Source organism: Thermococcus profundus (assembly GCF_002214585.1).
GTDB lineage: Archaea > Methanobacteriota_B > Thermococci > Thermococcales > Thermococcaceae > Thermococcus > Thermococcus profundus.
This window is the reverse complement of record NZ_CP014862.1, coordinates 1,351,816-1,378,333: the sequence shown is the minus strand read 5'-3', so window position 1 is coordinate 1,378,333 and position 26,518 is coordinate 1,351,816. Positions and strand designations below refer to the sequence as shown.

Sequence of the window (26,518 nt, the reverse complement as noted above, 5' to 3'; positions counted from 1 at the left end):
TGATTCCAATGGACCTAATCGGCGTCTACCTCCGCGAGGCTATGGACGAGGGCTGCCCAGTATGCAGGATCCTCCGCTCCTACGAGGAGTCGCAGATAGACACCATCCTCTACGAGCACGTGAACGATCCGGAGGTTCGGAAAAAGTTCCATGAGAGCTTTGGACTCTGCACGTACCACGCCTGGAAGACGCTCAAAAAAGCATACTCGGAGCCTCTACTGGGCCCCCTTGGGGTGGCAATAATCTACGAGGGCGTCCTTTCCATTTACATCGCCGCACTGGAGGAGAAAAAACCTCTGGATGAGGGGGAGTGCTTCCTCTGTGAACTCATTCAACGAAAGGAAAGGGACACGGTAGAAGCGTTTGCAGAGAGAATTGAAGAACTGCTCCCAGATTACGAGAACTCAAACTCAATCCTCTGCAAGAGGCACTACGAGATGCTTCTCCGGGAGGTCAGCCAGAGGAGTCCCAAAACTGCGGACAGGCTCCGGGAAATCCAAGTAGAAAAGCTGAAAGAGCTTCGGAGACGGATAAACTCTTTCATAGACAAGTTTGACTACAGGGCTGAGGGGGAGCACACGAGAGAGGAGGTGTCTTCCCTCCCCCTGACAATAGAAGTCCTGAAAGGTCTTGAAATGGGAACAACCGTTGGGAATCACCGGGAAAAGAAGAGGGGGCTGTTGCATTGGAAGTAGTCCTGTCTCCGGAGGAGCTTGAAGCGGTGCGGAGAAACAAGCGCGAAATTGAGAAGAGGTTCAACGACCTAGAAGGGCTGGAGAGAACGCTGAGAACACTCAGGCTCGAATACCTTCGGGAGCACAGGGACAGGCTGAGAGAGAAGCTGGAGGAAATGAGAAGCTTATACAAGGAGCTTGTTGAGTTCGAGGGGAAGGCCAAACGTGACAAGGAGCTTTTGATGGCCTTCAGAATGGAACTCAGTGAAGAGAACAAAAGGCTTAGAAAAGAGCTGGAGGAGAGGAGATGAAAATAACCGTCAGGCCGAGCAGGGGCTGGAGGAAGGTGGTGTTCAAAATATCCGACAAAACGTTTGAGAGGATCGAACGGCTCTCAAAGCGTTATGGTTTTCGTACTGATGAAGCCCTCAGAATAATCCTCCTCCACGGCTACGTTGAGAGGGGCGAGGGGAATGAAGGGGTATTTAGGGAGCTTGAGGAAGAAATATCTGAGCTGGAAAGAGAGCTCTATGAGCTTGAGGGGAAATGGTCGCCCCTGAAGTTTAAGACCTACTACCTGGCAATGGACAACCAGAACCTCGCAATCCAGCTTTCGGGAATGATAGCTGAGAACAGACGTTTAAGAAAAATGCTCGGGAAACCTGAGCGGGACTTCTCAGAGGTTGAGGGACTGATCCACTACTACCTCTCCTTTGGGGGTAAGGATTAAAAAGGATTCAAAAGGGGCTTCGGTGGTGATGGGATGAACGGCAGGATCGCGATGGCAGTAGCTTTTGGTGGCGCACTGGGAGCATTGGCACGTTTTTACCTTTCGGGGATACTGCCGGTTTACAGAGATCTTCCCGTGGGAACTTTGCTCGTTAACAGCATAGCCAGTCTCATCCTCGGCTACCTCTACGGCCTCCTTTTCTGGGGCTTTGATGTTCCCTCGGACTGGAGGGCATTCTTCGGAACCGGCTTCTGCGGCGCTTTGAGTACGTTTTCAACGTTCTCCTATGAAACCTTCTCGCTCCTCCGCGAGAGGGAGTACCTGACCGCCACCCTCAACGTTTTAGCAAACGTTATAATCACAATATCTCTAGTGTTCATGGGCTTTATGCTGGCCCGGAGGTGAGATTGTGGTTGAAGTCGAGCACTGGAACACCCTCCGCCTTAAGATCTACATCGGCGAGAACGACCGCTGGGATGGGAAGCCCCTCTACAAGGCGATAGTTGAGAGGCTCCGCGAGATGGGTATGGCTGGGGCAACCGTCTACCGCGGCATCTACGGCTTCGGAAAGAAGAGCCGCGTCCATTCTGCCGACGTCATGCGGCTCTCCACTGACCTGCCCGTTATTGTTGAGGTTGTTGACAGGGGATATAAAATAGAGGAGGCGATATGCAAAATAAAACCAATGATAACTGACGGCATGATAACCGTTGAGCCTGTCATCGTTGTGTGGGTGGGGACCTCCGATGAAGTAAAAAGGTTCGAAGAGGATGCTGTGAGGGAGGGCTGAGTTTGGATATTTTGTAAAATTTCGTAAAAATTTTGTTATTCTATTGAAATGACCACAATTTTTTGCGAAAACTTTATATATGATTATTACGAAGACAGTAACAAGCGGGTGCCCCCTGCAATGTAATAAGGTGGTTGAATAAGGGCTTGAATCCGACCCTCCGGGTTGAATAAGCTTTTGCTTTCACCTTTTTGTGCTGCGGTTTCAAATATGTTCATTAGTGCTCTTAAATCTGTACCCCTGCCGAAAACTTAATAAGATAACACATCACATCCCGTAATGACTGGGGGCCTTGCTGGTACCAGCGGTGATGTAACATGGTAGAACTTGACTTTGAGGTTCCTATATCCAAGATGAATAAAATCATGGAGCCGTTGATAAATCAAGGCATCTTCCTTAGGTGGGCTCTTTACAATAAGCACAGGGACACCGCCGCGCTTAGGGTGAGGATTCCTGAGGGGGATCTTGAGGAGGTGCTCTTTAGACTCGCTCAGTCCTACGGTGATGCCTTGGAGATAACGGTGGTCTCGGAGAGTGAGGGCTTCAGGTTTATAGACCAAGCGTTCATAAACGCGGTTCATCTGGATGGGAAGACCTACCCTGTGGTCGTCATCATGCAGTACAGGCCGGAGATGGGAGCATTTCTTCCCACGAGGATTACGGTAATAACCAGCGGTGAGTTCCCAATCGAGTCCCTTTCGGGCGTCCTAAGATCCCGGTTCGGCACCCTCGGCTTTGATAACCAGTTCTCCACAAAGATCGTTCACAGGAACACTTTGACCCGAATAATGATATCACCGTAACGCCTCAGACGTCCCTATCGCTTCAGCCTCTTTCAGAAACGTCCAGTCTATTTGGAGGTATCCTAGCTTTTTCTGATTCCCAAAAACCTTTAGAGTTGGAGAGACCAATTGAAAACGGTGATCACCGTGCTCCACCATGTTAAACTGATCCACGCTACCAAAAGCCGGAAGCTCATTGGCAAGAAAATTGTTCTCGCAATCCCCGGGAGTATAGCGGCGGTCGAGTGCGTTAAACTCGCGAGGGAGCTTATAAGACACGGCGCAGAAGTCCACGCCGTAATGAGCGAAAATGCTCAAAAGATAATTCACCCCTACTCCATGGAGTTTGCCACGGGGAACCCTGTAGTGACTGAAATTACGGGCTTTATAGAACACGTCGAACTTGCAGGGGATCACGAGAACAAGGCGGACCTGGTCCTCGTTTGTCCCGCGACGGCCAACACCATATCCAAAATTGCCTGCGGAATCGACGATACGCCAGTTACAACCGTCGTGACAACGGCGTTCGCCCACACGCCAATCGTGATAGCCCCCGCGATGCATTCAACGATGTACGATCACCCAATTGTGAGGGAGAACATCGAGAAGCTGGAGAAACTCGGTGTGGAATTTATCCAGCCCAGATTTGAGGAGGGCAAGGCAAAGGTAGCCTCGATTGAGGAGATAGTTTATCACGTTATAAGAAAGCTCTACAAAAAGGATCTCGCTGGAAAGCGCGTTCTAGTCACTGCGGGGGCAACGAGGGAGTACATAGATCCAATACGCTACATAACCAACGCGAGCAGCGGGAAGATGGGAGTCGCAATGGCCGAGGAAGCCGAACTTCGGGGAGCGGAGGTAACTCTAATCCGGACCAAGGGAAGTGTGCCGAGCCTCGTTGAGAACCAGATTGAGGTCAATACCGTTGAAGAGATGCTTGAGGCGATAGAAAGTGAGCTGAAGAGCAAAAAGTACGACGTGGTGGTTTTAGCCGCCGCGGTCAGCGACTTCCGTGTGAAGGAGAAATCCAGAGTGAAAATAAAGAGCGGGCAAACTCTAACACTTGAGCTCGAGCCGACCCCGAAGATAATCGACCGCGTGAAGGAGCTTCAACCGGATGTGTTCCTCGTTGGCTTTAAGGCCGAAACAGGACTGAACGAGGAGGAGCTCATAAACGCCGCTAGAAAGCAAATTGAGCGCGCTGGAAGCGATCTGGTTGTGGCAAACACCCTCAAGGCCTTCGGCAGTGATGAGAATGAGGTTCTGCTTGTCGGCAGGGATTTTACAAAAAAGCTTCCGAGGATGGACAAGAGGAAGCTCGCCGAGAGGTTGTGGGACGAGATAACATCTCTGGTCCTGTGAACCCATTTTCACTTTTCTCTCTTGAAATAGCCGAAAGCTTCATAATTTTCGAAATTTATCCCCGTGCGGTGATTCTCCGTGAAGAGGATAGGAATAATAGGTGGAACCACCCCGGAATCCACCTGCTACTACTACCGGAACTACATAATGATAAGCAGGGAGAAATTTGGCCCTATGACGTTTCCGGAGCTCATAATCTACTCCATAAACTTTGAGGAGTTCAAGAACAACCCCCGCGGCTGGGAGGGGAGGACGGAGATCCTCATAAGCGCGGCGAAGGCCCTTGAGAGGGCAGGTGCGGAGATAATAGCCATGTCCGCCAACACACCACACATAGTCTTTCCCCAGGTTCAGAAGGCTGTGAGTGTTCCAATGGTGAGCATAATCGACGCCCTGATTGAGGAGATAAAGCGCAGGGGAGTTGAAAAGGTTCTCCTTCTGGGAACCAAAACGACGATGACTGCTGACTTCTACAGGAACGCCCTTAGGGAGGCGGGTTTTGAAGTGGTCGTTCCAAACGAAGACGAGATGAACGAGGTTGACAGAATAATTTTCAGCGAGCTGGCCTTCGAGAACCTGAAGAGCAAGCCTTACCTGATCGAGCTTGTTGAAAGGTACGCGAGGGAGGAGGGGATCGAGGGGGTAATCCTCGGCTGCACCGAGCTGCCATTGGCCATCAAGCCGGAAGACGTCTCCGTTGAAGTCTTCGACACCGCCGCGATCCACATGCGGAAGCTCATCGAACTAGCGAGCGAATGATTTTTACTTTTCAAGCTTTGGCTTCGAGAGGGACGAGCCGTCGGTCAGATCTCCTTGGGGGGAACGAGCACTCCAAGCTCCGTGATTATCCCGCGGACGTACCTCCAGGGGGTCACGTCGAATATGAAGTTCCTTACCCTGTGCCCCTGTCTTGTGTATGGCCTTTCAACTATTTCTACCTCTTTCGATTCGAGTTCTGGATGGAGCTTGAAGCTCTCAGCCGCAACGTAGAAGGGAACGCCGCTGTCGTGGCAGGCGAGGGCAAGGGGGTACGTCCCGGCCTTGTTCACCACGTACCCGTCCTTCGTCACGTTGTCCGCGCCTACAAGGGCCAGAGTTGCATTTTTGGCAAAGAGGCCGAGCTGGGCATCTGTGATGACCTCGTGGGGTATGCCCAAGGAGTGGAGCTCGTTTGCCAGGGCTATTCCCTCATAGTCCGGGGCGCTCTCGGTGAGGATGACCCTGAACCTCTTTCCCTTCCTCCAGGCGGATTTGAGGATCTCAAGAACTGCTGAGGAGAATGAGTGGGTTATCACAACGTCGTTCTCATCTATGAGCTCGCTTCCGATGTTTCCGATTTCCCTCTTGGCTTCCTGGGCCAGACGGATGAACTCCCCGGCCCTGGATCTGACGATCTCCGGCGAGCCAGTTATCGGGATGAACCTGGCCAGGTTGTAGAGGGAGGCCATCGTCCGGTTTACGGAGGGGATTTCTCTCCTCATCTCGCGGAGGGCCATTTCAAGCTCTTCTCCTTCAAGAAGCTCTGAGAGAAGAACGTACGCTTCGGCTCCCCGCATGGCCAGCCAGCTGGCCCCGTGGATCCTCTCAGTTCTCATCTCTTCAAGCACCGCTCTGACTTCATCGGGTAGCATCCTAACCACCGCTCAAACCCCTTCCAACTCCTCACAGCCCTTTATCATTCTTTCGATCCTTTCGGGTTTTCACCCCCAGTGAAAACAAGGCTTAAGTATTTTATCACTGTAAAATTCCCGGTGATCCCATGAAGGTCAGGGTTGGAGTTAACGGTTATGGAACCATTGGAAAGCGTGTAGCTTATGCCGTCTCGAAGCAGGACGATATGGAGCTCATTGGAGTAACAAAGACGAAGCCAGACTTTGAGTCCTACCGCGCTAAAGAGCTTGGAATTCCCGTTTATGCCGCGGGCGAGGAGTTCCTCCCGCGCTTTGAGAAGGCCGGCTTCGAGGTGGCCGGGACCCTAAACGATCTTCTGGAGAAAGTTGACGTGATCGTTGACGCCACCCCCGGTGGAATGGGGGCGAAGAACAAGGCCCTCTACGAGAAGGCCGGCGTTAAAGCTATCTTCCAGGGTGGTGAGAAGGCCTCCACTGCCGAAGTTTCCTTTGTGGCCCAGGCAAACTACGAGAAGGCCCTCGGAAAGGACTACGTTAGAGTAGTCTCCTGCAACACGACTGGATTGACCAGAACGCTCTCAGTCCTTCAAGAGTACATCGACTACGTCTACGCAGTAATGATTAGGAGAGCCGCAGATCCGAACGACTCCAAGCGCGGCCCGGTCAACGCGATAACGCCGAGCGTAACGGTTCCCTCTCACCACGGCCCCGATGTTCAGACGGTTATCCCGATAAACATCGAGACGATGGCCTTCATCGTGCCGACCACCCTGATGCACGTTCACAGCGTTATGATAGAGCTCAAGAAGCCGGTAACGAGGGAGGATGTTATCGATATCTTCGAGAACACCACTAGGGTTCTCCTCTTCGAGAAGGATAAGGGCTTTGAGAGCACGGCCCAGCTCATAGAGTTCGCAAGGGATCTCCACCGCGAGTGGAACAACCTCTACGAGATAGCCGTCTGGAAGGAGAGCATAAGCGTGAAGGGCAACAGGCTCTTCTACATCCAGGCCGTCCACCAGGAGAGCGACGTCGTTCCGGAGAACGTAGATGCGATAAGGGCCATGTTCGAGATGGCCGACAAGTGGGAGAGTATAAGGAAGACGAACAAGAGTTTAGGGATTCTGAAGTGATTAAACCCCCAGCTTTTTCTTTACTTCTTCAACGCTCAGGCCCTTCACGAGCAAGTCCTTCTCCCTGCCCGTTTCTCCCCGGACTATGCTGACCTCAGCCCCGAGGAGCTTTGAGAAGAACTTCACCACTTCCTTGTTCGCCTTTCCCTCAACGGGCGGCGCCGCTATCCTGACCTTTAATCTTCCGCGCCATTCATCGATCCCCTCAACCGCGTTCTTCTTCGCCTTCGGCTGGACGTGAATGAGGAGCAGAACCCCGTCCTTTGTCTCCTTGATGAACTTCCTCATCTCAATCCCCCCAGTCGTACTCCCACACGATCTCCGGCGGGAACTTCTTCCGTTTAAGCTTTTCGAGTATCTCCCGCGCGACCCGGTAGGCGAAGTCGAAGGTCTTCTTATCTATAAGCCCGTAGTTCAGCGCCATCTCGAGCTCATCCTCGTCGATGAGAAAGGCCTCCCCGTTTGGGAAGACAAAGATATCCAAGAACAGGTCGAGCATGTCCAGGGTGTTTCCCTCGCGCCTCGTGTAGGCCAGAACGTCGATGTAAAGCCCTTTAAAGTTCCCCTCTTCGTCGTATACCTTGAGGACGTCGTAGTTTTTCCCAACGAAGGCGAAGTAGAGCATGTTGTAGCCGTTCCTGATGACCTCGATACCGTTAACCTTGAGCGGGGCCAGCATGCCTGCAAAGCGGGATTTTGCGACTATGACATTCCCCAGATCCGCGACTATCTCATCATCCCGCTCAAGGATCCTGTTGGGAATCCTGCGATAGGTTAAATTGATTCTCTGTCCCATGGGCTTCACTTGAGCCTTCCGATTAAAAACCTACCCATCGAAAGATTTTTTAACCGCCCCATTCTACCTCTCAACGCGCGGGGGTTGCCGAGCCTGGCCAAAGGCGCGGGATTTAGGGTCCCGTCCCGTAGGGGTTCGCGGGTTCAAATCCCGTCCCCCGCACCACAGCTTCTTGAGTTTTCCGGCGGACAATTTAGGCTCCAGAATCGTTTTCGTTTGTTGGTGCGGCACCCGGCCGTTCACCGCTAGGGGGTGCACGGCTGATGAAGGCCGGGCACCGCACGATAAGAGAATAGGTTTTCGGATTTTATATCTCTTGCCCAACTCCCCCTCTCTTGAAGGGGAGGTTTTGAGAGAGAAAGGTGAGCTAGTTGTTCATCCCTTAACCTCAAACTCTGCCCAGTCGGGGAAGCAGAGACCGTTGGCGCATATTGTCTTTTCAACCCTGTACTTCCCGGGCTTCAGCCCGAGCTCCGAGAGGTCTATCCTCTCCTCCCAGCTTTCGCCGGGCCTCACCTCGATCAAGACGTCCGGGAATGCGAGGTTAAGCTGAACCTCGATCCAGCCCTCGTTCCCTCTCCTGTAGATCCTGAAGTCGTACCTTGTAGTGAGCGTTGAATTCATCGAGTTGGTTACCGTCAGCGTCATCGTGTCCCCGGGAGAGTAGGTCTGTCTGTCGAGGCGAATAATGTGGGATATGTTTTCAACTGGCACCATCGGGCCGAGGGTTTCGTTCAGGTCTATGGTGTCTTTTCGCAGATCCACTTCCTTGAGGGTGCCCTCCTCCTGGGTGATCAGTACTTGGTAGGCAAACACCATCCCAAACAGGAGCAGCATCACGAGTACCACGCGCTTCATCGTTATCATTGAATCCTCGCGGTGGAGGCTATTAAAACTTGCGACGGTTTCAAAAGCGCTTGAAGTATCTGAGGCAAACAAAGGAAAGAAATGGGATCACTCCCTCATCGGGAGGCCGTGGTCGAAGGAGTAGTAAACCTTCTGGAACTCGGCGCGGAAGCCGTAGACGTCCCTCCTGACCTTGGCAGGGTCTTCCCTGTCGAGGAGGACGCGCTTCATGAAGCGGGCTATCTCCTTCATGTCGTCCTCCATCATTCCGACGCGGGTCATTTCTTGGACTCCTATGCGGAGGCCGCTCGGGGTGTTGACCTTCTCAAGCGGATCCCAGGGCAGGAGGTTCTTGTTGAGGATTATGCCAGCCTCTTCAAGTAGGGGAGCCGCCCATCCTCCGGCAGCTTCGTGGAGGTCGGATACATCGACGATGACCTGGTGGCTCTCGGTGTAGCCCTTGTCCTCACCGATGACCTTGAAGCCCTCCTCTGCGAGAGCCTCGGCGAGGGCCTTGGCGTTCTTGACTATCTGGGCCGCGTACTTCTCACCGTACTCGAGCATCTCAGCCGCGGTGAGGGTCTTTCCGGCCATGTGGTGGAGGTGGTGGTTGCTCAAAACGCCCGGGAAGATGGCCCACTGGAGCTTGGCTATCTCCTCTGTCTCACCGAAGCGCTTGTAGAGGATGACACCGCCCTGTGGTCCCGGGAAGGTCTTATGAGTTGAGGCTGTGATTATGTCGGCTCCTTCGCGGAGCGGGTCCTGGAACTGCTTTCCAGCGATGAGGCCGAGGACGTGGGTACCGTCGAACATGACGTATGCTCCAACTTCCTTGGCTACTGGCGCGAGCTCCTTGACCGGGTGCGGGAACGGGAAGAGCGAACCGCCGAAGACTACTATCTTGGGCTCGAGCTCCCTTATCATCTTCTCGGCCTTGTCGACGTCGATGTTGAACTCCTCGTTGTCGAAGGGCCAGGTGTGGACTTCAAGACCGCGCATTCCAGCCGCTCCAAAGGGCATGTGGCTTATGTGACCGCCGTGGCTGGTGTGGAGAACTATGGCCTTGTCGCCCGGTTGGGTGAGTCCGAAGAAGACGGCCTGGTTGGCGTTCGTTCCGGAAATCGGGCGAAGGTCAGCGAAATCACTCTTGAAGAGCTTGGTGAAGAGCTCTACACCGATGAGTTCGACCTCATCAACGTACTTGCAGCCCTGATAATACCTCTGCTTCGGCCAGCCCTCGGCGTACTTGTGCATGAAGCCGCTCGCAACGGCCCGCGTAACCGTCGGAGAAGTCACGTTTTCGCTCGCGATGAGGTTTATCGTGTGCTTCCTCCAGTTCTCGTGGTCTTCAATAAACTCCAGAACCTTATCCCTGTACTCCCTGTATCCCTCAGCCATGTGGAACACCTCGACGGAGGTTTGAACGATGAGGATATAAATCTTACCGAGGTGTGCACTTGGATGAAAAAGGACATTGAACGCTCAAAAACGGCACTGGTGCCGAACTCGAAACACTGAAAGAAGGGTAAAAAAGGAGATCATGGGGATGGGAGCGGCCTTGGGGCTTTCTCCTCTGCCCTAGCCCGCAGTCCCCGTATCTTCTCGACTCCCCAGATGAGGAGCGGGAGCACGATGAAGGCCAGCATGTCTCCGGTGTCGCCCGCGAAGGCCAGCACGTCCGCGAAGTTCCTGATGCCAGCGAAGTAGACGAGGGCGGGGGGAATAACCGTCAGGCCCCATGCGAGTGGTCTTTTGAGCCTCACGAACTCCTCGCTGTTGCTCTGCTGGGCTAGGGCTATCCCTATGTAGCTCGTCGTTATGGCTAAGAGGGGTATGAGGTTGCCGGTGAGCCAGCCGATCCTTCCATAGAGCGTCTCAAGGCCCTGCGTGGCCACCTCTGGCGTTCCCCTGCCGAAGACAAGCAGGAAAGAGGCCATGAACACAGCGTAGATCGCCGTTGGGATGAGGAAAGCCAGGACAACTACCCTCTTCGTCTTCTCGTAGCTTCCGAGCCCCTTGTAGACGTCGGGAATTATCGTGTGGCAGCCAAGGGCGAAGATCGCAACGCCTGTTATGCTCAACAGGCCAGAGAGGTCTGCGTAGAGGCCATTCTCCAGCCTGGCGTGGGGGACGAGCATTAGAGTAACCCCAACGAAGAGGGCCAGCATGACGTAGCTCATTATCAGCTCGGTCTTTCCGCTGGCTTCTAGGCCGTGGTAGACGACGATTGAAGCCAGCACCCAGAATATAACGCCGCCCACTGTCTCGCTGACGCCGAAGAGGCTTGAGAACACCTGTCCCATTCCGGCAACGTACGCGAGGAGAGCACCGAAGCTCATGAGGGTTATGCTGAGGTACATGAGCCAGCCGCCTGCTTTTCCGAGCTTCTTCTGGGCGATTGTGCTCATCTGGGCCCCGCCCATCTCAGCAGAGAACCTCAGGGTTATGAAGGCCGTTCCGAGCATGAGGGCCATTACCCCGATGAGGACGCCGATAGCTGGAATGAGGCCCACCTTTGCCGCAGCATACGGGAGTCCGAGCACCCCAGCACCTATCTGCGTTCCAACTAATACCGCCAGCGCTTCCCTCTCGCTTATCCGTGCCTTCTCAAGGGTTATCGGGCTTGTTCTGAGCCCCTTGGATCCTTTCCTGCGTCTTATGTTCTGTATGACAATGAGCTTTTTTCTTCTTTGGGCCGCTATTCTCGCCGAATAGTACCTCCCGTGTGATGTGGTCACTCTCTTTCTCTCAACCCCGTTTGAAACCGGCATTTCTCTCACCGTTAAAATGTATGCATGCATACAATTTAAACCCTTGCTCGAAAGATTGAACCGGACTTCAAATTTTATTCGGCCCTTTCGGGGAATACCCGTCGAACTCGGGCAGGATTTTTAAGGGGGTGCGAGTAGGATGGAACATGATAGGGGAGGCCGTCAAACTCTTACTGCGCTCCCGCTCCGCGATAGCCTTCACCGGAGCCGGGATAAGTGCTGAGAGCGGTGTGCCAACGTTCAGAGATCCCAACGGGCTGTGGAGGAACCACAAACCTGAGGAACTGGCAACCCCCGAGGCATTCAAGAGGAACCCTGAGCTTGTCTGGGACTTCTACAGATGGAGGATGGAGCTGATACGGAAGGCAAGGCCAAACGACGCTCATCTAGCCCTCGCGGAGCTTGAGAGGATGGGGATTATAAGAGCGGTGATAACCCAGAACGTCGACGACCTCCACAGGGAGGCCGGGACGGAGAACCTAATCGAGCTCCACGGCAACATATTCCGTGTTAAATGTACCTCCTGCAACTACTCGGAAGATCTTAAGAAAAGCGGAAGGCTTGAGGAATTCCTGAAAGGAAACGGGGTTCCAAAATGTCCTAACTGCGGTTCCCAGCTAAGGCCGGACGTGGTCTGGTTTGGGGAGCCCCTGCCGAAGGAAGCCCTTGAGAAGGCGTTTGAGCTGGCTTCCAAAGCGGATCTTGTTTTAGTGATCGGCACGAGCGGGGTCGTCTATCCGGCCGCGTACATCCCTTACATCGTCAAAGAGAGGGGCGGGAGGGTGATTGAGATAAACCCGAAGGGGAGCGGGATAACACCGATAGCGGATCTTTTTATCCCCCTGCCCGCAGGAAAGGCCATGCGCGGGATTTTAGACTCAATCAAGAAGACGGTGGAAGGGGGATAAACCTGGTGCCCCCTTTATCCCCCCAGAGCGCTCCTGAACCTTTGGTAGCTCACACTGAGCGCCTCCAGGACTGGAAGCCTTTCCCCGGCGAAGAAGCTCAGCATGGCTCCCCCTCCGGTGGATACGTGGCTTATGCCCTCTATGCCGTACTGGTAGATGCTGGCTATCGAGTGGCCGCCCCCGACGACGCTGAAGGCTTCGCTTTCCCCAACGGCTCTGAAAACTCCAACGGTGCCCCTGGCGAACTCTTCCCTCTCGAAGACGCCCATCGGACCGTTGGCGACTATCGTTCTGGCATCGAGGAGGATCTTTCTGTACTTCTCTATCGTCCTCCCGCCGATGTCCAGTATCGGGTACTCATCGAAGAGCCGCTTTTCATCGCTTAGAAGATCTATCTCACGCCTCTCCCCCCTGTAATCGATCGCGAAGTCGACGGGGGTTCTAACGTAGGGATAGAATTCGTCGAGGATCCTTTCCGCCCAGTCAACGAGTTCCAAGAGGCCCTTTCTTTCGAGGAACGAGAGGTTCGCATCCCCAATGTTGAAGCCCTTGGCGAGGGTGAAAACCTGGGCGACGAGGCCGCCGGTGAGTATTACATCGGCCCTTCCCATCCTGAGGACGTTCTCCGCTACCCTGAGGGAGTCGTCGACCTTTGCCCCTCCAAGAACGTAGACCCTGGGCTTCTCCCCCGTTTCGTAGGCCCTCCCGAGGGCTTCTACCTCAGCTTCCATGAGCTTTCCCATTATCATCGGCTTCAGCCGGGCAAAGCCGACGAGGGAAGGCTGGCTCCGGTGGGCGGCCGCGAAGGCGTCGTTGACGACGTAGTCTATGAGCGGGGCCAGCTTTCTGACGAAGTGAGTCTTTTCGCATTCCTCAATGGGCTTGTAGAGGGTTTCCTCGGCGGAGAAGCGCAGGTTTTCTAGGATTACGGCCTCTCCCGGCTTGAGGGCTTTTATTCTCTCCCTAGCATATCTTCCGAAGATGTCCTCGACGTACTCAACGGTGATCCCCAGGAGCCTGGAGAGTATCTCTGCGTGCTCCTCGGTCGTTATGTAGTCGCTTTTGTAGGGCTTGCTCTGATGGGTGGCTATAACCACCTTTGCCCCGCTTTCGAGAAGGGTCTTTATCGTGGGGAGAACCGCCCTGAACCTGGCGTCGCTTATTATCCTCCCGTCCTTGACAGGAGAGTTGAGATCCGCCCTCAGAAAGACGGTTTTATCGTGGAAGTCGAAGTCCGTGAGCTTGAACGCTTTTTCCATCCCCCTTTCACCGGTGGATGTTGCTTTCAAAGTGTTAAAAATCATTCTGAACACCCGGGGTGATAACCGCGAAGAAAGAGATTTATAGGATGCCGCCCAAGGGATTACAGTGTGGTGATGACGGTGGCATGGACGTCGGAGATCGTGATGCTCTCACCTAGGGACAGTCTCATCGATGTTTTGATCGAGCTACTCAAAAGGATGGGCTTCATGGAGTACGAAAAGGTTCCCCGGCGGGGGGAGTGGGGCCTCGACATAATCGCCCTCAGAAAGGATCCGATAGCCGGGACTGAGAAGGTCATTATTGCCCTCCACGAGAAGGGCCTTGCCGATTCGCGTAGGGTGAACCAGTTCGGGGAACTTCTGGACGAGCACCGGGCCGATAAGGGGGTTTTTGTGTCCCCCGCTGGCTTTACAAAGGACGCGAAGCTCCTTCTTTCCCGCGAGTACCGGGGGAGGATCGTCCCCTGGGACGGGGACAAGCTGGCTTCACTCCTAAACAACTACTCCGTTCCGGTTCCAGAGGACATTGAAAGAATCCTCGAGGAGAGGGAAGAGGTAAACCACCAAGAGGAGACCCTGAGGGAGTTCAACCTCGATGCCCCCCTTCTGTACGAGTTCTCCCCCGAGGAAATCCTGAAGGGTGTCGCCAGGTACCTGTCCTCGAATTACCCCATCGAACCCGATGAGGTGGAGCTTTCCGGCCTGAGAGTGAAGCTCCAGAGTGCGTACATAATCTCTTGGGCAGTGGACGATGAAAACAAGGGACGTGCTGTCGTTTTCTCCAGGGACAAGATCGTTCTGCGTGCGGATGAGGATGCCGAGCTGAGCAACCCAATCAGAAAGGCCAGACTGGATTCTCCGGCGGTCATCAGGGCTACGGAAAGGGAGCTGGAGGTTCCGCTGACCCCTGGGGAAGCCGTCCTCGTTCTTAAGGAGACCGCGGCGAAGGAACTGGGAACGTCCGAGAACAAGGTTCAGATTTCAGATAGAAGAAAGGTCTACGTGCCGAAAGAGGCAGAGCTTGAGTTCAAAATCGGCGCCAACAGGGGAACGGCCCTAGTGAAGCTTCCAAAAGGCAAAGTTGAGGCATCAATAGAACCCCTCCCCGAGAAGTACTTCGTGGAGAAGGCCAGAGAGGCAGTTATGAAGGCAACGGGGGAGGGGATCAAGGGAAAGGGGGTCAAGATAACAAAGAAGAAGAAAAAAGTGCTCGTCTCCGGAACCACCGAGAGGTTCTCCTTTGAGGCCGCGTTCAATCCCTACACCGGGAAGCTCCTCCGTCTAGACACGAGGATGAGCGAGGAGGCAGTTAAGAAGCTCCTGGCTGAGTCCTATCCCGGAAGTGAAATATTGGGTGTTGAGTTCAACAAGAAGAGCGCCGTCGCCGATCTTCTGACCGGGGACACAGTGGTCTCTGTAGCCATTGATCTGAGCAACGGAGAAACCAGAGAGGTCGCCAGGTTTCCCTCCCTCAAAGGGGCCGTCGAAAAGGGGAAATCCATAATCGAGGAGAACTTTCCCGTCAATGGGCTTTCGCTCTCCTCCTACCGGGTGGTTGAACACAAGTACCTCGAACTTGAGCTTTCAGGGGAGGACGGAATGGCCCGGGTGAGGATAGACGGCTCTACAGGAGACGTTCTAGACTACTACGTTGAGATCTCTGAGAAGAGGGCAGGAGAACTCGTTCTGGAGAAGTATCCCGGCTATGAGATAGCATCGGTGTCCGATGAAGGAGACGAGTACCTGGTCGACGCCGCCAACGAGACTCACGAGATAAAGGTCCGCCTGAGCAAGGACGGCAAGATGATGGAGGAGATTGACAGAATCCTAAGGCGGAAGCTGGCCGAGAAGATCGCGGAGGAGAAGGCGAGGGAAGTGGATCCCGAGGCGAAGGTGGACTCCATCGAGCTGGCCAAGGACTGGGTAGTCACGTTCACGGGCGTTTCAAAGGTGGGAAAGCTGGTTCTCCACAGGGCAACGGGAGAAATCGTTGAGAAGGAAGCTTACTTCACCGAGAGGGCGCTGGAGGAGTTCTACCACAGGCATGTGCGTGAGAAATACGGCGAGGAGAACCCGAGGACCGAGCGGCTGACCCACTACAAGGACAAGGGCTACGTCCACATAAAGGTCTCCGGCAAGGACAGGCTCTACTACGCGAGGATCGATACGAGGAGCGGCGGGATCCTTAAGGAGGACTCCGTTTCAGCTAAGGGATTAACGGCCAGGCTTAAGCAGATGAACCTTGAGCGCGAGTATAGGTAATCCTCCTATTTTCTCCTTCAATTTTTGGCGATCTGTGGAAAACCCTTTTAAATTACTTGACGAACGTTTTTCGGTGGTGATTATGGGTGGAAAGGTTATCCACGACGGCATTCACGGCAGCATGAAGATCGACGGCGTCGTTCTCGATCTCGTTAAAACGCCCGAGTTCCAGAGGCTCAGGCACATAAGACAGCTGGGCCTTGCCTTTCTCGTCTATCCTGGAGCAAACCACAGCCGCTTTGAGCACTCGCTCGGAACGTGGAACGTTGCGAGAAGGCTCTCTGATGAGCTCGGGCTGGAGAAAGAGGAGGCGGAAGTCCTTGAGATAGCGGCCCTGCTCCACGACATCGGCCACGGCCCCTTCAGCCACACGTTTGAGATGATATACAAGCACTACACGAAGGAATACGATCACATGAGGCTCGGCCAGAAGATAATCCTGGGGGAGATAGACCTCACCGACGGCAACGGGGGAGGAAGGATCCCTGAGATTCTTGGAAAGCACGGCATCGATCCCCACGAAGTTGCAAAGCTCATCCTTGGAAAGCACGGGAGGAGGTACCTCGGACAGGCGCTACACGGCGACGTTGACGTTGACCAGATCGACTATTTAATCCGCGACGCCCACTACACCGGCGTTGCACACGGCATAATCGACATGGAGAGACTCCTGAAGGTTCTGACTATCCATGACGGGGAACTTGCCGTTGAGGAGAAGGGAATAGAGGCCGTCGAGGGCATGATGGTGGCGCGCTCCCTCATGTACTCGCGCGTTTACTTCCACCACACCGTCAAAATAGCCGAGGGAATGCTTACCAGGGCCCTTGAGTTCGCCCTTGAGGAGGATCACCTGTGGGACTTCTGGAAGATGATAGACTGCAGGGTTCTCGTTGAGCTGGAGGACCTTGAGGGCTTCCCCTCGGAGATGGTCAGACGCATAAAGTACCGCAACCTATACAAAGCGGCCGTCTTAGCTGGAACCGACGAGCTGAGCACTGAGGAGAAAAGAGAACTCCTGACGGCCTACAAGAACGTGAAGAGAAGGCAGGAGATAGAGAGGGCCCTTGCCGATGCCGCGGGTGCAAGGGAGGGAGAGGTCATCCTTGAGTTCAGCATAGCCGATCTAATGCTCAGCGAGCCGAGGCTCAAGGCCACGGAAATAAACGTCCTCATGGAAGACGGAAAGCTGGAGCCCCTGACTAAGGTTACCCCCCTCGCAAACGCCCTTAAGAGGAGGCAGACGCCGAGGTGGGCCGTTCTTATAGCGGCTCCAGCGAAGTACGTGGAAAAAGTTAGAGAAACGTGGAGGAAGGTCATCTTCGGATGACCTTTATTTTCCTTTTACCAGCACGAGCAGGCTTATGGGCGGGACTTCGATCTCCCCGCTGAACTTCCTGCTTCCAGGCCAGAATTCCTCCCACGTTCCCTGTGGGAGCTCCATCATCGTCGCGTTTTCCCTGTTGTTGGCTATTACTAGGACTTCGTCGTCATGCCCGCGGAAGAACGATACAACTCCCTCTTTGACGGTGTAGAACTTTATCTTGCTGCTTGTAAGTGCTGGCAGACTCTTTCTCAGCTCTGATAAGGCCCTGTAGTGCTGGACGAGGCTCTGGTTGCACTCGTCCCACTGGAGTGGATAGCGCTGTTCGTCGTAGTGGCTCTTGTCACCCAAAAAGCCGCACTCGTCGCCCTGGAACGTCACCGGCATCCCGGGGAGGGTGTACAGCAGGGCGGAGAGGAGCTTGAGTCTCTGGACTGCTTCCGGCTTCGGTTTCTCGCCTAACTTTCCGCCGCCGAGATCCGTGAGGGCCCGTGAGGTGTCGTGGGAATCGACGAGGTTGAAGCCCATGGCAACGACGTTCTCACCGTAGGAGGCATAGTACCTTCCCAGCATGTCGAGGGCGGTCTTTCCGTTTAGGGTTCCCCCCGCGTAGGGCAGGAGGATGTCCCTCCCGAGGGCGTAGTTCATGAGGGAGTCAAAGCGGTCCCCTCTAACCCACTCCGGGGAGAGCGTCCATATTTCGCCAACCATGTAAGCGTTCGGATGTTCCTCTTTTACCCTCCCCCTGAGCTCGCGGAAGAACTCGTCCGCGTTCACGAGGTCGTTTGGTACGTCAACCCTGAAGCCGTCGAAGCCGAAATCCAGCCACTTGAGCGTTGCGTTTATGAGGTGTTCCTTCACCTCAGGGTTGGCGGTGTTGAGCTTCGGGAGGCTCCCTATCCCCCACCAGCCCTCGTAGGCGCTCCCGTCGCCGAGTCTGAAGGGCCACTCCTTGATGAAGTACCAGTCCCAGTAGGGGCTCTGGTTGCCCTTCCTCCAGACGTCCAGGAAAGCCGGGTGTCCAATGCCAGTATGGTCTGGCACGAAGTCGAAGATGACCTTTATTCCACGTTTGTGGGCCTCGTTGAGGAAAGTTTTGAGCTCTTCCTCCGTTCCAAACTTTGGATCGATCTCGTAGTAGCTGTAAGGGTCGTAGCCGTGGGCACTTCCCGAGAGGAAGATGGGGTTCAAATAGATCAGGGTAACGCCGATGGACTGGAGGTAGTCGAGTTTCTGCGTAATTCCTGCTATGTCCCCGCCGAAGTACTGATGGCAGCAGTGGGGCGGGGTTATCGGGTCGCTCCAGTTGGAGAGTATGGGCTTGCCGGGATTGACCTGGTTGAGAACGAGCTCGTCGTGATCCAGTGCCAGAACGTCGTTGCTCCTGTTGCCGTTGTAGAAGCGGTCTGGAAAGATTTGATAGCCCACCGACCTGCTTACCCATGATACCTGCGGGAAGTTGTCGACACCGTCGAAGGAGAAGAGCTTCGAGTCGCTTGAGTTGAAGATGGCGAACCCGCTCCCGTTGGCCTTCACGACGAAGTGGTAGGTGAATGGCTCAACTGGGGCCTCGGCGCGCCAGATCTCCCCTGAGCTCCACCATACCTGCTTTTCCATCGTGAAGTTCCCTACCGATGTAACCAGAACTGCGGACTCTATAACTCCGGGCGCTGCCTTAAAGCGTACAACGGTTCTGTTGTCGGCAACGGAGAGATAAGTGGGGTCGGAGGGATCGTGCTCAACGCTGAGAAAGCTCTCTCCTTTGACCACCTTGAGGGCGTTTTTACCTCCGTAGCCGTCGTCAACGTAGCCGTCGGCGGTTGGATCGACTGCTGACATGTCCTCAACCCACCGGCCGTCTATGTAGAACTTGTACTGGTAAGTTCCCGGCTTGAGGCATGTCTTGAGAACCCACGTGCCGTTGATGGTCTTCCTCATGTACCACTGGCCCCAGCTGTTGAAGGTTCCCCTCAGGCTGACGCGCTTGACGGTTTTGTTTTTTGGCTCGTAAACGAAGGTGACCGGAACTTTACCCGCCGGGCAGGAGCCGGAGGAACCGGAGAGGTAGATTACCGTGTAGTTCTCCCGGTGAGACTGTGAAGGCGTTGTTGTCGTCGCCGTTGTCGTGACTGTGGTCGTAGTGGGGCTTGAGGATGTGGTGGGCGTTGTTGATGTGTGCGGGGTGGTAGTGGCAGTTTCAGTAATCGACTCCGAGGTTGTACTGGGGATCGATGATTTCTGGGACGTTGGGAGTTGGCTTGTGGTCGTGTTTGCCGCGGGATTTCCTTTGCCGCTCAGACAGCCCGAGGCGAAGACGCCCATCAGGAGGACGAGAAGGAGAATGGCTCCCAAAGCTCTCTTTCCCACATGTATCACCGGCGGTGAATAGTGAATGGGGGTATATTAGGGTTTTCGTTGAAGATGCTAACGAGGGCCCCGATCAAAAGATCTAAAAATAGGAGGAGAAAGAACCCGTCAGACCGGCGTGACGTGGCCCCACTTCTCCAGTGCTCTTGCGAGCTCCTTGTGGGTCTTAGCATACTCATCCAGCGGTATTCCCTGCATTATGGCGTCTATCGCCTGCCTCACGGCCATGGCTCCGGCCTTCGGCCCGTCCGGGTGACCCATGGTTCCGCCGCCGAGCTGGAGGACGATGTCCTTTCCGAGGGCCTCTATAACGGGCTGGATGTTGCCGGGGTGCAATCCACCGGAGCTCGTCGGGAAGACGGGCTTTATGTGGTAGAACTTCTGCTCGAGGTGGAAGACGTCGTTTTCATCGGGAACGTAGTGGTCCTCGGTGATTATGCGCTTGTACTGGATTACCTCCCACTTCTCGCCCTCCATCTTGCCGGCTCCGGCAGTTCCGATGTGGAGCTGGTCAACGCCGATGACCCTGTAGAGCTTGGCAAGGACGAACATCGAGATGCCGTGGTACTTGTAGCGGGCAAAGGCCGTGTGCATCGCCCTGTGGGCGTGGAGGGCTATGCCGTAGTCCTCGGCGAGGTCCCTTATGTAGTCGAGGACGCCCCATCCAAGGACAACCACATCGACCATCGCGTGAGGAACGCCGTATTCAGCGAGTATCTCAAGCCTGTTCTCAAGCTCGAGTATCGGGGAGGTTATGTTGGCGAACCAGGTCTTCTTTTCGCCCGTCTCTGCTTCTGCCTTCTCCATGGCCTTGGTGACGACCTTAACGCGCTCCTCGAAGCGGTTGTACCAAGGGCTGGTCAGGTTCTCGTCGTCCTTGATGTAGTCAGCCCCTCCAGTGTACAGGTCGAGGGCGAGCTTGTAGAGCTCCTCCGGGGAGTAGCCAACCTTGGGCTTGGGAACGACACCGTAGAGCGGCCTGTCATAGATCTCGAGCTTCTTTCTGACGCCCTCGATACCGAACTGCGGACCGGGATAGTTGCGCAGGAACTTCTCCGGGAGGTAGATGTCCTCGAGGCGGAGCCACTCGACGCGCTTCATTCCGAAGACGTTTCCAGCCACACTCGCAAGGAAAGCGGGCATGTTGCCCTCCTCAAAGATGTGCTCCGGATAGGCTATTCTCACTATCCAGCTACCGTCGCCCATGTCCGTGAAGTGGTATGCCTTGGCCGACATGTCGGCCCATCTCTCGTGCTCGTACCAGGGGTAGAGCGTCGTCCACGTTCCAGTAGAGCTCTCAGCGGCAACTGCTCCGGCTGCCTGCTCGATGGTGTATCCTTTAGCCGGAGTCATCCTAAAAACGGCCACGACGTCCCTTTTCCGGTTGGGCTCGTAGTCCTTGTCCACATAGTAGTCATATATTTTGTCAAACTTCTCGGGCATTTTCACACCTCCCTCTAATTAGGGTCTCCTAACTATTAAGCCTTCCGGTTTACGGGCATGAAAATTGGAAAGCAATACTTATTAATTTTTGGGTCCCTCAGGATCGCTCCATGAGTCGCTTCTGCTATATATCAAACCCTGCATATTTTCTCCCTATCTTAATAACCCACCGTAATGTTTAAAACCCGCAGGGCTTATAAGGGAGGGAACCCACTGCCGGACGGTGGTTAAAATGGTCAGGTACATGGTCACATCGGCGTTGCCTTACGCTAACGGGCCGATTCACGCGGGGCATTTAGCTGGAGCCTATCTGCCAGCGGACATCTTCGTGCGCTACCTCCGCCTGAAGGGTGAGGAGGTTCTCTTCGTCTGCGGAACGGACGAGCATGGAACGCCGATAACCTTCCGCGCGCTCAAGGAAGGCAGAAGCCCGAGGGAGATTGTTGACGAGTTCCACGAGCACATAAAGACCACCTTCGAGAGGGCAAAGATAAGCTTCGACTACTTCGGAAGGACTGAACTTCCCGTCCACTACCGGGTAAGCCAGGAGTTCTTCCTCAAGGCCCTTGAGAACGGTCATCTGGTAAAAAAGGTGAGCAAGCAGGCCTACTGCGAGCACGACAAGATGTTCCTGCCGGATAGGTATGTCATCGGAACGTGCCCCTACTGTGGGGCGGAAAACCAGAGAGGCGACCAGTGTGAGGTCTGCGGTCACCCGCTAACGCCCGAAATCCTCATCAACCCCCGCTGCAACATCTGCGGCAACCCGATCACCTTTAAGGACTCGGCGCACTACTACATCCGCATGGGGGACTTCCAGGAGAGACTCAAGAAGTGGGTCGAGAGTCAGGAGCACTGGAAGCCGAACGTGCGCAACACAGTCCTCGGCTGGATAAACGAGGGTCTCGAAGAGAGGGCCATGACGCGCGACCTCGACTGGGGTATCCCGGTTCCGCTCGACGACGAAGACGTTAAGGGAAAGGTCCTCTACGTCTGGTTCGAGGCCCCGATCGGCTACATCAGCATCACCATCGAGCACCTGAAGAGGGAAGGAAGGGAGAACGAGTGGAAGAAGTTCTGGCTCAACCTCGACGGTCAGACCAAGGTCATCCACTTCATCGGAAAGGATAACGTTCCCTTCCACGCGATATTCTGGCCCGCCTTCCTGATGGCCTACGGCAAGTACAAGGACGATGAAGTCGAGGCCGAGTGGAACCTGCCCTACGACATCCCCGCCAACGAGTACCTCAACCTCGAGGGCAAGAAGTTCTCAACGAGCAGGAACTGGGCGATATGGGTCCACGAGTTCCTGGATGCGTTTCCAGCCGATTACCTCCGCTACTACCTCACCGCCATAATGCCCGAGACGAGGGATTCTGACTTTAACTTCGCCGACTTCAAGAGCAAGATAAACGAGGAGCTCGTGAACAACCTCGGAAACTTTGTGCACAGGGCCATGACCTTCGTGAACCGCTACTTCGATGGAAAGGTTCCGGAGAGGGGTGAACTGAACGAGCTGGACAAGCAGGCCTTTGAGGAGATAGAGAAGGCCTTTAAGGAGACTGGCGAGCTCATAGCTAGCTACCGCTTCAAGGACGCGCTCAAGCGTGTTATGGAGCTGGCCATTTTCGGAAACCGCTACTTCGATTACCAGAAGCCATGGAAGACCGCCAAGACCGACCGCGAGAGGACTGCGACGACCGTCAACGTCTCGCTCCAGATAGTCAAGGCACTCGGAATACTCCTCGAGCCGTTCCTGCCGGATGCAAGTGAGAAGATATGGCACCTCCTCAACCTTGAGGAGCTCAAGAAGTGGGAGTTCACCGAGCTTCCGGCCGGACACCGCGTGAGAAAGGCCACCCCAATGTTCAGAAAGGTCACCGACGAGGAGATAATCCACTTCATCGTGAACTACATCGGCAGGGGCAACCCCGCCAGCGCAAGGATACTCCTCGACAAGTACTACAAGAGAGACGACGTCTTTAAGGTAATCTTAGAGCGCTTCGGGGAGAAGAGGGAGGAAGAGGCCCTCGCGCTCCTCAAGAGCATATACGGGGAGGCCCCTTCAAAGGGCGGAAAGGCTGAGAAGGCCGAAAAAGCTAAGGCTCCCCAGAAGAAGGAGAAAGCCAAGGAGGGTAAGAAGATGGAGTATATCAGCTTTGATGAGTTCGCCAAGCTCGATTTGAGGGTTGGAAAGATAATAGAGGTCAAGGACCACCCCAACGCGGACCGGCTCTACCTCGTCAAGGTCGACCTTGGAGACGAGGTCAGGCAGCTCGTTGCCGGGCTCAAGAAGTACTACAAGCCCGAGGAGTTGCTCAACCACTACGTCGTCATCATAGCCAACCTCGAGCCCAAGAAGCTTAGAGGAGTAGAAAGCCAGGGAATGCTCCTCGCTGCGGACGACGGCGAGAACGTCGCCCTGCTCATGCCGGACAAGGAGGTCAAGCTTGGCTCAAGGATAAGGTGAACCCTTTTCCTTCTTTTCTTCTCTTGTTCTCAGAAATAGAAGAAAATGTCAAAAAAGCTCAAAAAAGGGCATCAGCCCTTCGCAACTCCCATCGGCCTCATTCTAGCAACGAGGTTCGCTATCCCTGCCTCGTGGACGGTGTTGACGACGTTGTCTACGCTCTTGTAGGCACCGGGGGCTTCCTCTGCGACAACACGAAGGGAGGCGGCCCTTACGTAGATTCCCTTCTGCGCCAGCTCGTTCCTGAGCCTGTCGCCGCGGTACTGCCGTGTGGCAGCTTTTCTGCTCAACAGCCTGCCAGCTCCGTGACAGGAGCTTCCGAAGGTTTCCTTCATCGAGCCCTCAGCTCCAGCGAGGACGTAGCTTGCGGTACCCATTGAGCCTGGGATGAGGACGGGCTGGCCGACGTCGCGGTAGGCCTTTGGAACGTCCGGATGGCCTGCCGGAAAGGCCCTCGTTGCACCCTTCCTGTGGACTACAACTTTCACCTTCCTTCCATCAACCTCGTGCTCCTCAAGCTTGGCTATGTTGTGGGCGACGTCGTAGACGATCTCCATCTCCATGTCCTCAGCTTTACGCTTGAAGACCTCCTCGAAGCTCTCCCTGACCCAGTGGGTTATCATCTGCCTGTTGGCCCACGCGAAGTTTGCCGCTGCCTTCATTGCGCTGAAGTATCTCTGCCCCTCCTCGCTCTGGAACGGGACGCTCACAAGCTCCCTGTCCGGCCAGGGAATTCCGTACTTCCGGTTGGCCTTCTCCATTATCCTTAGGTAGTCGCTCGCGACCTGATGGCCAAGACCCCTGCTTCCGGTGTGAACCATGACCACAACCTGTCCCTCAAAGAGGCCGTACGCCTTGGCTATCTTCTCATCGTAGATCTTGTCAACATACTGAACCTCAAGGAAGTGGTTTCCTGAGCCGAGGGAGCCGAGCTGGGGTGCACCCCTCTGCTTCGCCTTCTGGCTGACAGCTTCCGGATTTGCTCCCTCCATCCTTCCGCCCTCTTCAAGGTGCTCCAAATCTTCCTTCCAGCCGTAGCCGTTGTCAACTGCCCACTTGGCTCCGTCGGCGAGGACATCATCAAGCTGGGTCCAGTGGAGTCTCACACGGCCTTTGCTTCCCAGTCCGCTTGGGACGTTCTTGAAGAGGGTATCAACGAGCTCCCTGATCCTCGGTCTGACTTCATCCTTGGTTAGGTTAGTTCTGATGAGTCTGACGCCGCAGTTAATGTCGTAGCCGACTCCTCCGGGGCTTATTACACCCTCCTTTGCGTCAAAGGCCGCCACTCCGCCGATTGGGAAGCCGTAGCCCTGGTGTCCGTCCGGCATTACGATGGAGTACTTGTAGATGCCCGGGAGCATGGCGACGTTCGCCGCCTGTTCAAGCGTCCGATCGTTCTTCATCTTCTCGATTAGAGCGTCGTCGGCGTAGACCCTTCCGGGGACGCGCATCCTCCTGTCGAACTTCGGTATCTCCCAGCGGATCTTGTCTATCCTCTTCAGCGGTACCATCCTCTCACCCCCTCTTAGGTCGCCCTAAAGTTATTTTAAGGTTTCGAGGAACAAAATCGTTACTCAACCCTCAGCCTCCTCTCCTTAGGCACGTAGTTTATCAACCTTCCCTCCTTTGCCTTCGCCGAGCCGAGGTAGTAGGAGCGCCACTTCACTATCACCCAGCCGTGGAGTTCTTTGTTCTCAATTTCCACACTCTCTCCAGCTAAGTACCTCCTGGCCATATCATCGCCAAGTTCAACCACGTTCTTCGTTGCTTTCGGCCCGACGAGAAAGCTCCCCTCGATGCTCAGCCTTATTCCGTCGCTCTCGATCCTTCCGAAGTAGAGCCAGCCGTCGCTTTTTATTTCGAGAGGGCAGGGCTTTCTGGCGTAAACCTTCTGGTGATTGCCCCTGATGAGGTACACCAGGTCTGGAGCATGACCGTAGTTCTCGATGAGGAGTCTCTTAACGAGCTCTGTATCTGGGGTTTTCCCTATCTCCTCCCGCGGATTTGTGAACTTTCTCTGCACTTCATTCACCGCCATCACCCGGCTTAACGATTTTTGCAATGAAGAACGCCTCGGTGTCGTTGTCGTTCGGGTGGATCCTCAAAGCTTTCTTCAGATCCTCCGAGTACTCTTTTCCCTCCCATTCGAGGACGGGTTCGCTCGTCTTAACCTGCAGATCTATCTTCTCAAGCTTTGCGTCCGTCTTTCTCAGGAGGTAGTCGACGACCTCCTCGTTCTCCAGCGGATCTATGGTGCAGGTGGAGTATACCATTACTCCGCCTGGCTTTAGGGCCCTGTATCCCGCCAGGATGAGCCTCTTCTGGATGTTCATATAACGGATAACGGCCTTCTCGCGCCATTCGGTCAGGAACTTCCACCTCTTCCGTATCATTCCCACAGAGGAGCACGGAGCATCGAGGAGGACCCTATCAAAGGTGTTCTCAAAGCGGGCGAAGCTGGCACCGTCCCTAATCGTCACCCTGGCTATAAGAACGCCCATCCTGTTGAGGTTCGCCATGAGGACGTTGGCCCTGCTGATCTGGGGGTCGTTGGCTATTATGCACCCTTCGTTTTCCATGTACTGGGCTATCTGTCCTGTCTTTGATCCAGGCGCCGCCGCCATATCCAAGACAAGCTCCCCTGGCTTGGGGTCGAGAACAACCGGCGGTATCATCGAGCTGGCCTCTTGGCCGAAGACGACTCCTAAACCGTGCTCCGGAATCTTCGCGAGACTGTCCACGTTTATGAAGAAGCCCTCCTTGACCCAGGGGATCGGTTCAAGCTCGAACTCCTCACTAAGTCTCTCAACTACCACTTCGAGCGGTGCCTTTAGTGTGTTCACCCTGATGCTCTGACGTAGAGGCTTGATTATGAACTCCCAGAACTCATCGCTGTCCTCAATCCTGGAATACCTTTCATAGAAAGCGGGATTGGTCTCTTTAATAACGTCCCTCGCGCTCATCCCAACA

At 54.8% G+C, this 26,518-nt stretch carries 25 protein-coding genes and 1 tRNA gene; 14 read left to right on the top strand and 12 right to left on the bottom strand.

What is annotated here, in order from left to right:
• Window positions 1–8: 8 nt before the first annotated feature.
• The 8 genes from A3L09_RS07445 (at window position 9) to A3L09_RS07410 (ending at window position 5,097) form a co-directional block, all read left to right on the top strand.
• Window positions 9–695 carry a DUF6062 family protein gene (locus A3L09_RS07445; protein WP_088858348.1) on the top strand — a complete coding sequence of 229 codons (687 nt, stop codon included), beginning with the start codon at window positions 9–11 and terminating at the stop codon, window positions 693–695.
• Complete coding sequence (locus A3L09_RS07440) at window positions 686–985, top strand: hypothetical protein (RefSeq protein WP_088858347.1); 300 nt, start codon at window positions 686–688, stop codon at window positions 983–985. Before A3L09_RS07445 ends, A3L09_RS07440 begins: the two co-directional genes overlap by 10 nt.
• Entirely contained in the window at window positions 982–1,404 is a 423-nt protein-coding gene (locus A3L09_RS07435; protein ID WP_088858346.1) for a hypothetical protein, read from the top strand. The genes A3L09_RS07440 and A3L09_RS07435 overlap by 4 nt, the downstream gene beginning before the upstream one ends.
• Before the next feature lie 33 nt (window positions 1,405–1,437).
• Window positions 1,438–1,809, top strand: coding sequence for a fluoride efflux transporter CrcB (gene crcB, locus A3L09_RS07430; RefSeq protein ID WP_088858345.1), 372 nt, complete (start codon window positions 1,438–1,440; stop codon window positions 1,807–1,809).
• A gap of 4 nt (window positions 1,810–1,813) precedes the next feature.
• Window positions 1,814–2,194: a DUF190 domain-containing protein gene (locus A3L09_RS07425; protein ID WP_088858344.1), complete on the top strand. Its 381-nt coding sequence runs from the start codon at window positions 1,814–1,816 to the stop codon at window positions 2,192–2,194.
• A 317-nt stretch (window positions 2,195–2,511) separates the two neighbouring features.
• Window positions 2,512–2,997, top strand: coding sequence for a hypothetical protein (locus A3L09_RS07420; protein ID WP_088858343.1), 486 nt, complete (start codon window positions 2,512–2,514; stop codon window positions 2,995–2,997).
• Between the two features lie 126 nt (window positions 2,998–3,123).
• Window positions 3,124–4,338, top strand: a complete 1,215-nt coding sequence (gene coaBC, locus A3L09_RS07415; RefSeq protein ID WP_088858342.1) for a bifunctional phosphopantothenoylcysteine decarboxylase/phosphopantothenate--cysteine ligase CoaBC — start codon at window positions 3,124–3,126, stop codon at window positions 4,336–4,338.
• Window positions 4,339–4,416: 78 nt separating this feature from the next.
• Window positions 4,417–5,097 (top strand): aspartate/glutamate racemase family protein, encoded by a 681-nt coding sequence (locus A3L09_RS07410; protein ID WP_088858341.1) that lies wholly within the window; start codon window positions 4,417–4,419, stop codon window positions 5,095–5,097.
• Between the two features lie 44 nt (window positions 5,098–5,141).
• On the opposite strand, the gene A3L09_RS07405 is transcribed toward A3L09_RS07410, so the two are convergent.
• Window positions 5,142–5,969, bottom strand: a complete 828-nt coding sequence (locus A3L09_RS07405) for a translation initiation factor eIF-2B alpha/beta/delta subunit family protein (RefSeq protein WP_088858340.1) — start codon at window positions 5,967–5,969, stop codon at window positions 5,142–5,144.
• A gap of 128 nt (window positions 5,970–6,097) precedes the next feature.
• Here A3L09_RS07405 and A3L09_RS07400 point away from each other — a divergent pair, with 128 nt between their 5' ends.
• Window positions 6,098–7,102 (top strand): phosphorylating glyceraldehyde-3-phosphate dehydrogenase, encoded by a 1,005-nt coding sequence (locus tag A3L09_RS07400; RefSeq protein ID WP_088858339.1) that lies wholly within the window; start codon window positions 6,098–6,100, stop codon window positions 7,100–7,102.
• Here A3L09_RS07400 and A3L09_RS07395 read toward each other — a convergent pair whose 3' ends face one another.
• Window positions 7,103–7,390, bottom strand: a complete 288-nt coding sequence (locus A3L09_RS07395) for a DUF167 domain-containing protein (RefSeq protein ID WP_088858338.1) — start codon at window positions 7,388–7,390, stop codon at window positions 7,103–7,105.
• A 1-nt stretch (window position 7,391) separates the two neighbouring features.
• Entirely contained in the window at window positions 7,392–7,898 is a 507-nt protein-coding gene (locus tag A3L09_RS07390) for a DUF402 domain-containing protein (protein WP_088858337.1), read from the bottom strand.
• Window positions 7,899–7,975: 77 nt separating this feature from the next.
• On the opposite strand from A3L09_RS07390, the gene A3L09_RS07385 reads away from it, so the two are divergent.
• A tRNA-Leu gene (locus A3L09_RS07385) sits at window positions 7,976–8,063 on the top strand.
• A gap of 210 nt (window positions 8,064–8,273) precedes the next feature.
• On the opposite strand, the gene A3L09_RS07380 is transcribed toward A3L09_RS07385, so the two are convergent.
• The 3 genes from A3L09_RS07380 to A3L09_RS07370 form a co-directional block, all read right to left on the bottom strand.
• A complete protein-coding gene (locus A3L09_RS07380) occupies window positions 8,274–8,756 on the bottom strand; it encodes an immunoglobulin-like domain-containing protein (protein ID WP_198362262.1) in 483 nt (160 codons plus the stop codon).
• 96 nt (window positions 8,757–8,852) lie between these two features.
• Window positions 8,853–10,142, bottom strand: a complete 1,290-nt coding sequence (glyA, locus tag A3L09_RS07375; RefSeq protein WP_088858335.1) for a serine hydroxymethyltransferase — start codon at window positions 10,140–10,142, stop codon at window positions 8,853–8,855.
• 140 nt (window positions 10,143–10,282) lie between these two features.
• Window positions 10,283–11,515 (bottom strand): aromatic amino acid transport family protein, encoded by a 1,233-nt coding sequence (locus A3L09_RS07370; protein ID WP_088858334.1) that lies wholly within the window; start codon window positions 11,513–11,515, stop codon window positions 10,283–10,285.
• A gap of 146 nt (window positions 11,516–11,661) precedes the next feature.
• Between A3L09_RS07370 and cobB the strand changes: the two genes are divergently transcribed.
• The gene (gene cobB / locus A3L09_RS07365; protein WP_088858333.1) at window positions 11,662–12,423 is read left to right on the top strand and encodes an NAD-dependent protein deacetylase; all 762 of its coding nucleotides are present in this window, start codon (window positions 11,662–11,664) and stop codon (window positions 12,421–12,423) included.
• 14 nt (window positions 12,424–12,437) lie between these two features.
• On the opposite strand, the gene A3L09_RS07360 is transcribed toward cobB, so the two are convergent.
• The gene (locus A3L09_RS07360) at window positions 12,438–13,682 is read right to left on the bottom strand and encodes a phosphoglycerate kinase (protein WP_088859027.1); all 1,245 of its coding nucleotides are present in this window, start codon (window positions 13,680–13,682) and stop codon (window positions 12,438–12,440) included.
• A 123-nt stretch (window positions 13,683–13,805) separates the two neighbouring features.
• On the opposite strand from A3L09_RS07360, the gene A3L09_RS07355 reads away from it, so the two are divergent.
• Together A3L09_RS07355 and A3L09_RS07350 are read left to right on the top strand one after the other, a co-directional pair.
• The gene (locus A3L09_RS07355; protein WP_198362261.1) at window positions 13,806–15,947 is read left to right on the top strand and encodes a restriction endonuclease; all 2,142 of its coding nucleotides are present in this window, start codon (window positions 13,806–13,808) and stop codon (window positions 15,945–15,947) included.
• 82 nt (window positions 15,948–16,029) lie between these two features.
• Window positions 16,030–17,274, top strand: coding sequence for an HD domain-containing protein (locus A3L09_RS07350; RefSeq protein ID WP_088858331.1), 1,245 nt, complete (start codon window positions 16,030–16,032; stop codon window positions 17,272–17,274).
• Between the two features lie 3 nt (window positions 17,275–17,277).
• Here the strand turns inward: A3L09_RS07350 and A3L09_RS07345 are convergent, their stop codons facing one another.
• Both A3L09_RS07345 and rbcL read right to left on the bottom strand, forming a co-directional pair.
• Window positions 17,278–19,644, bottom strand: coding sequence for an alpha-amylase family glycosyl hydrolase (locus A3L09_RS07345; RefSeq protein WP_232473502.1), 2,367 nt, complete (start codon window positions 19,642–19,644; stop codon window positions 17,278–17,280).
• Window positions 19,645–19,743: 99 nt separating this feature from the next.
• Window positions 19,744–21,078 carry a type III ribulose-bisphosphate carboxylase gene (gene rbcL, locus A3L09_RS07340; protein ID WP_088858330.1) on the bottom strand — a complete coding sequence of 445 codons (1,335 nt, stop codon included), beginning with the start codon at window positions 21,076–21,078 and terminating at the stop codon, window positions 19,744–19,746.
• Window positions 21,079–21,310: 232 nt separating this feature from the next.
• Here rbcL and metG point away from each other — a divergent pair, with 232 nt between their 5' ends.
• Entirely contained in the window at window positions 21,311–23,548 is a 2,238-nt protein-coding gene (gene metG / locus A3L09_RS07335; protein WP_088858329.1) for a methionine--tRNA ligase, read from the top strand.
• Between the two features lie 71 nt (window positions 23,549–23,619).
• Here metG and A3L09_RS07330 read toward each other — a convergent pair whose 3' ends face one another.
• From A3L09_RS07330 to A3L09_RS07320, 3 genes are read right to left on the bottom strand one after another with little or no spacing between them, the layout of a single operon-like run.
• Window positions 23,620–25,059, bottom strand: a complete 1,440-nt coding sequence (locus tag A3L09_RS07330; RefSeq protein WP_088858328.1) for an RtcB family protein — start codon at window positions 25,057–25,059, stop codon at window positions 23,620–23,622.
• Between the two features lie 59 nt (window positions 25,060–25,118).
• The gene (locus tag A3L09_RS07325; RefSeq protein WP_232473619.1) at window positions 25,119–25,571 is read right to left on the bottom strand and encodes a methyltransferase RsmF C-terminal domain-like protein; all 453 of its coding nucleotides are present in this window, start codon (window positions 25,569–25,571) and stop codon (window positions 25,119–25,121) included.
• 1 nt (window position 25,572) lies between these two features.
• Complete coding sequence (locus tag A3L09_RS07320) at window positions 25,573–26,511, bottom strand: tRNA (cytosine(49)-C(5))-methyltransferase (RefSeq protein WP_088858326.1); 939 nt, start codon at window positions 26,509–26,511, stop codon at window positions 25,573–25,575.
• Window positions 26,512–26,518: the final 7 nt, after the last annotated feature.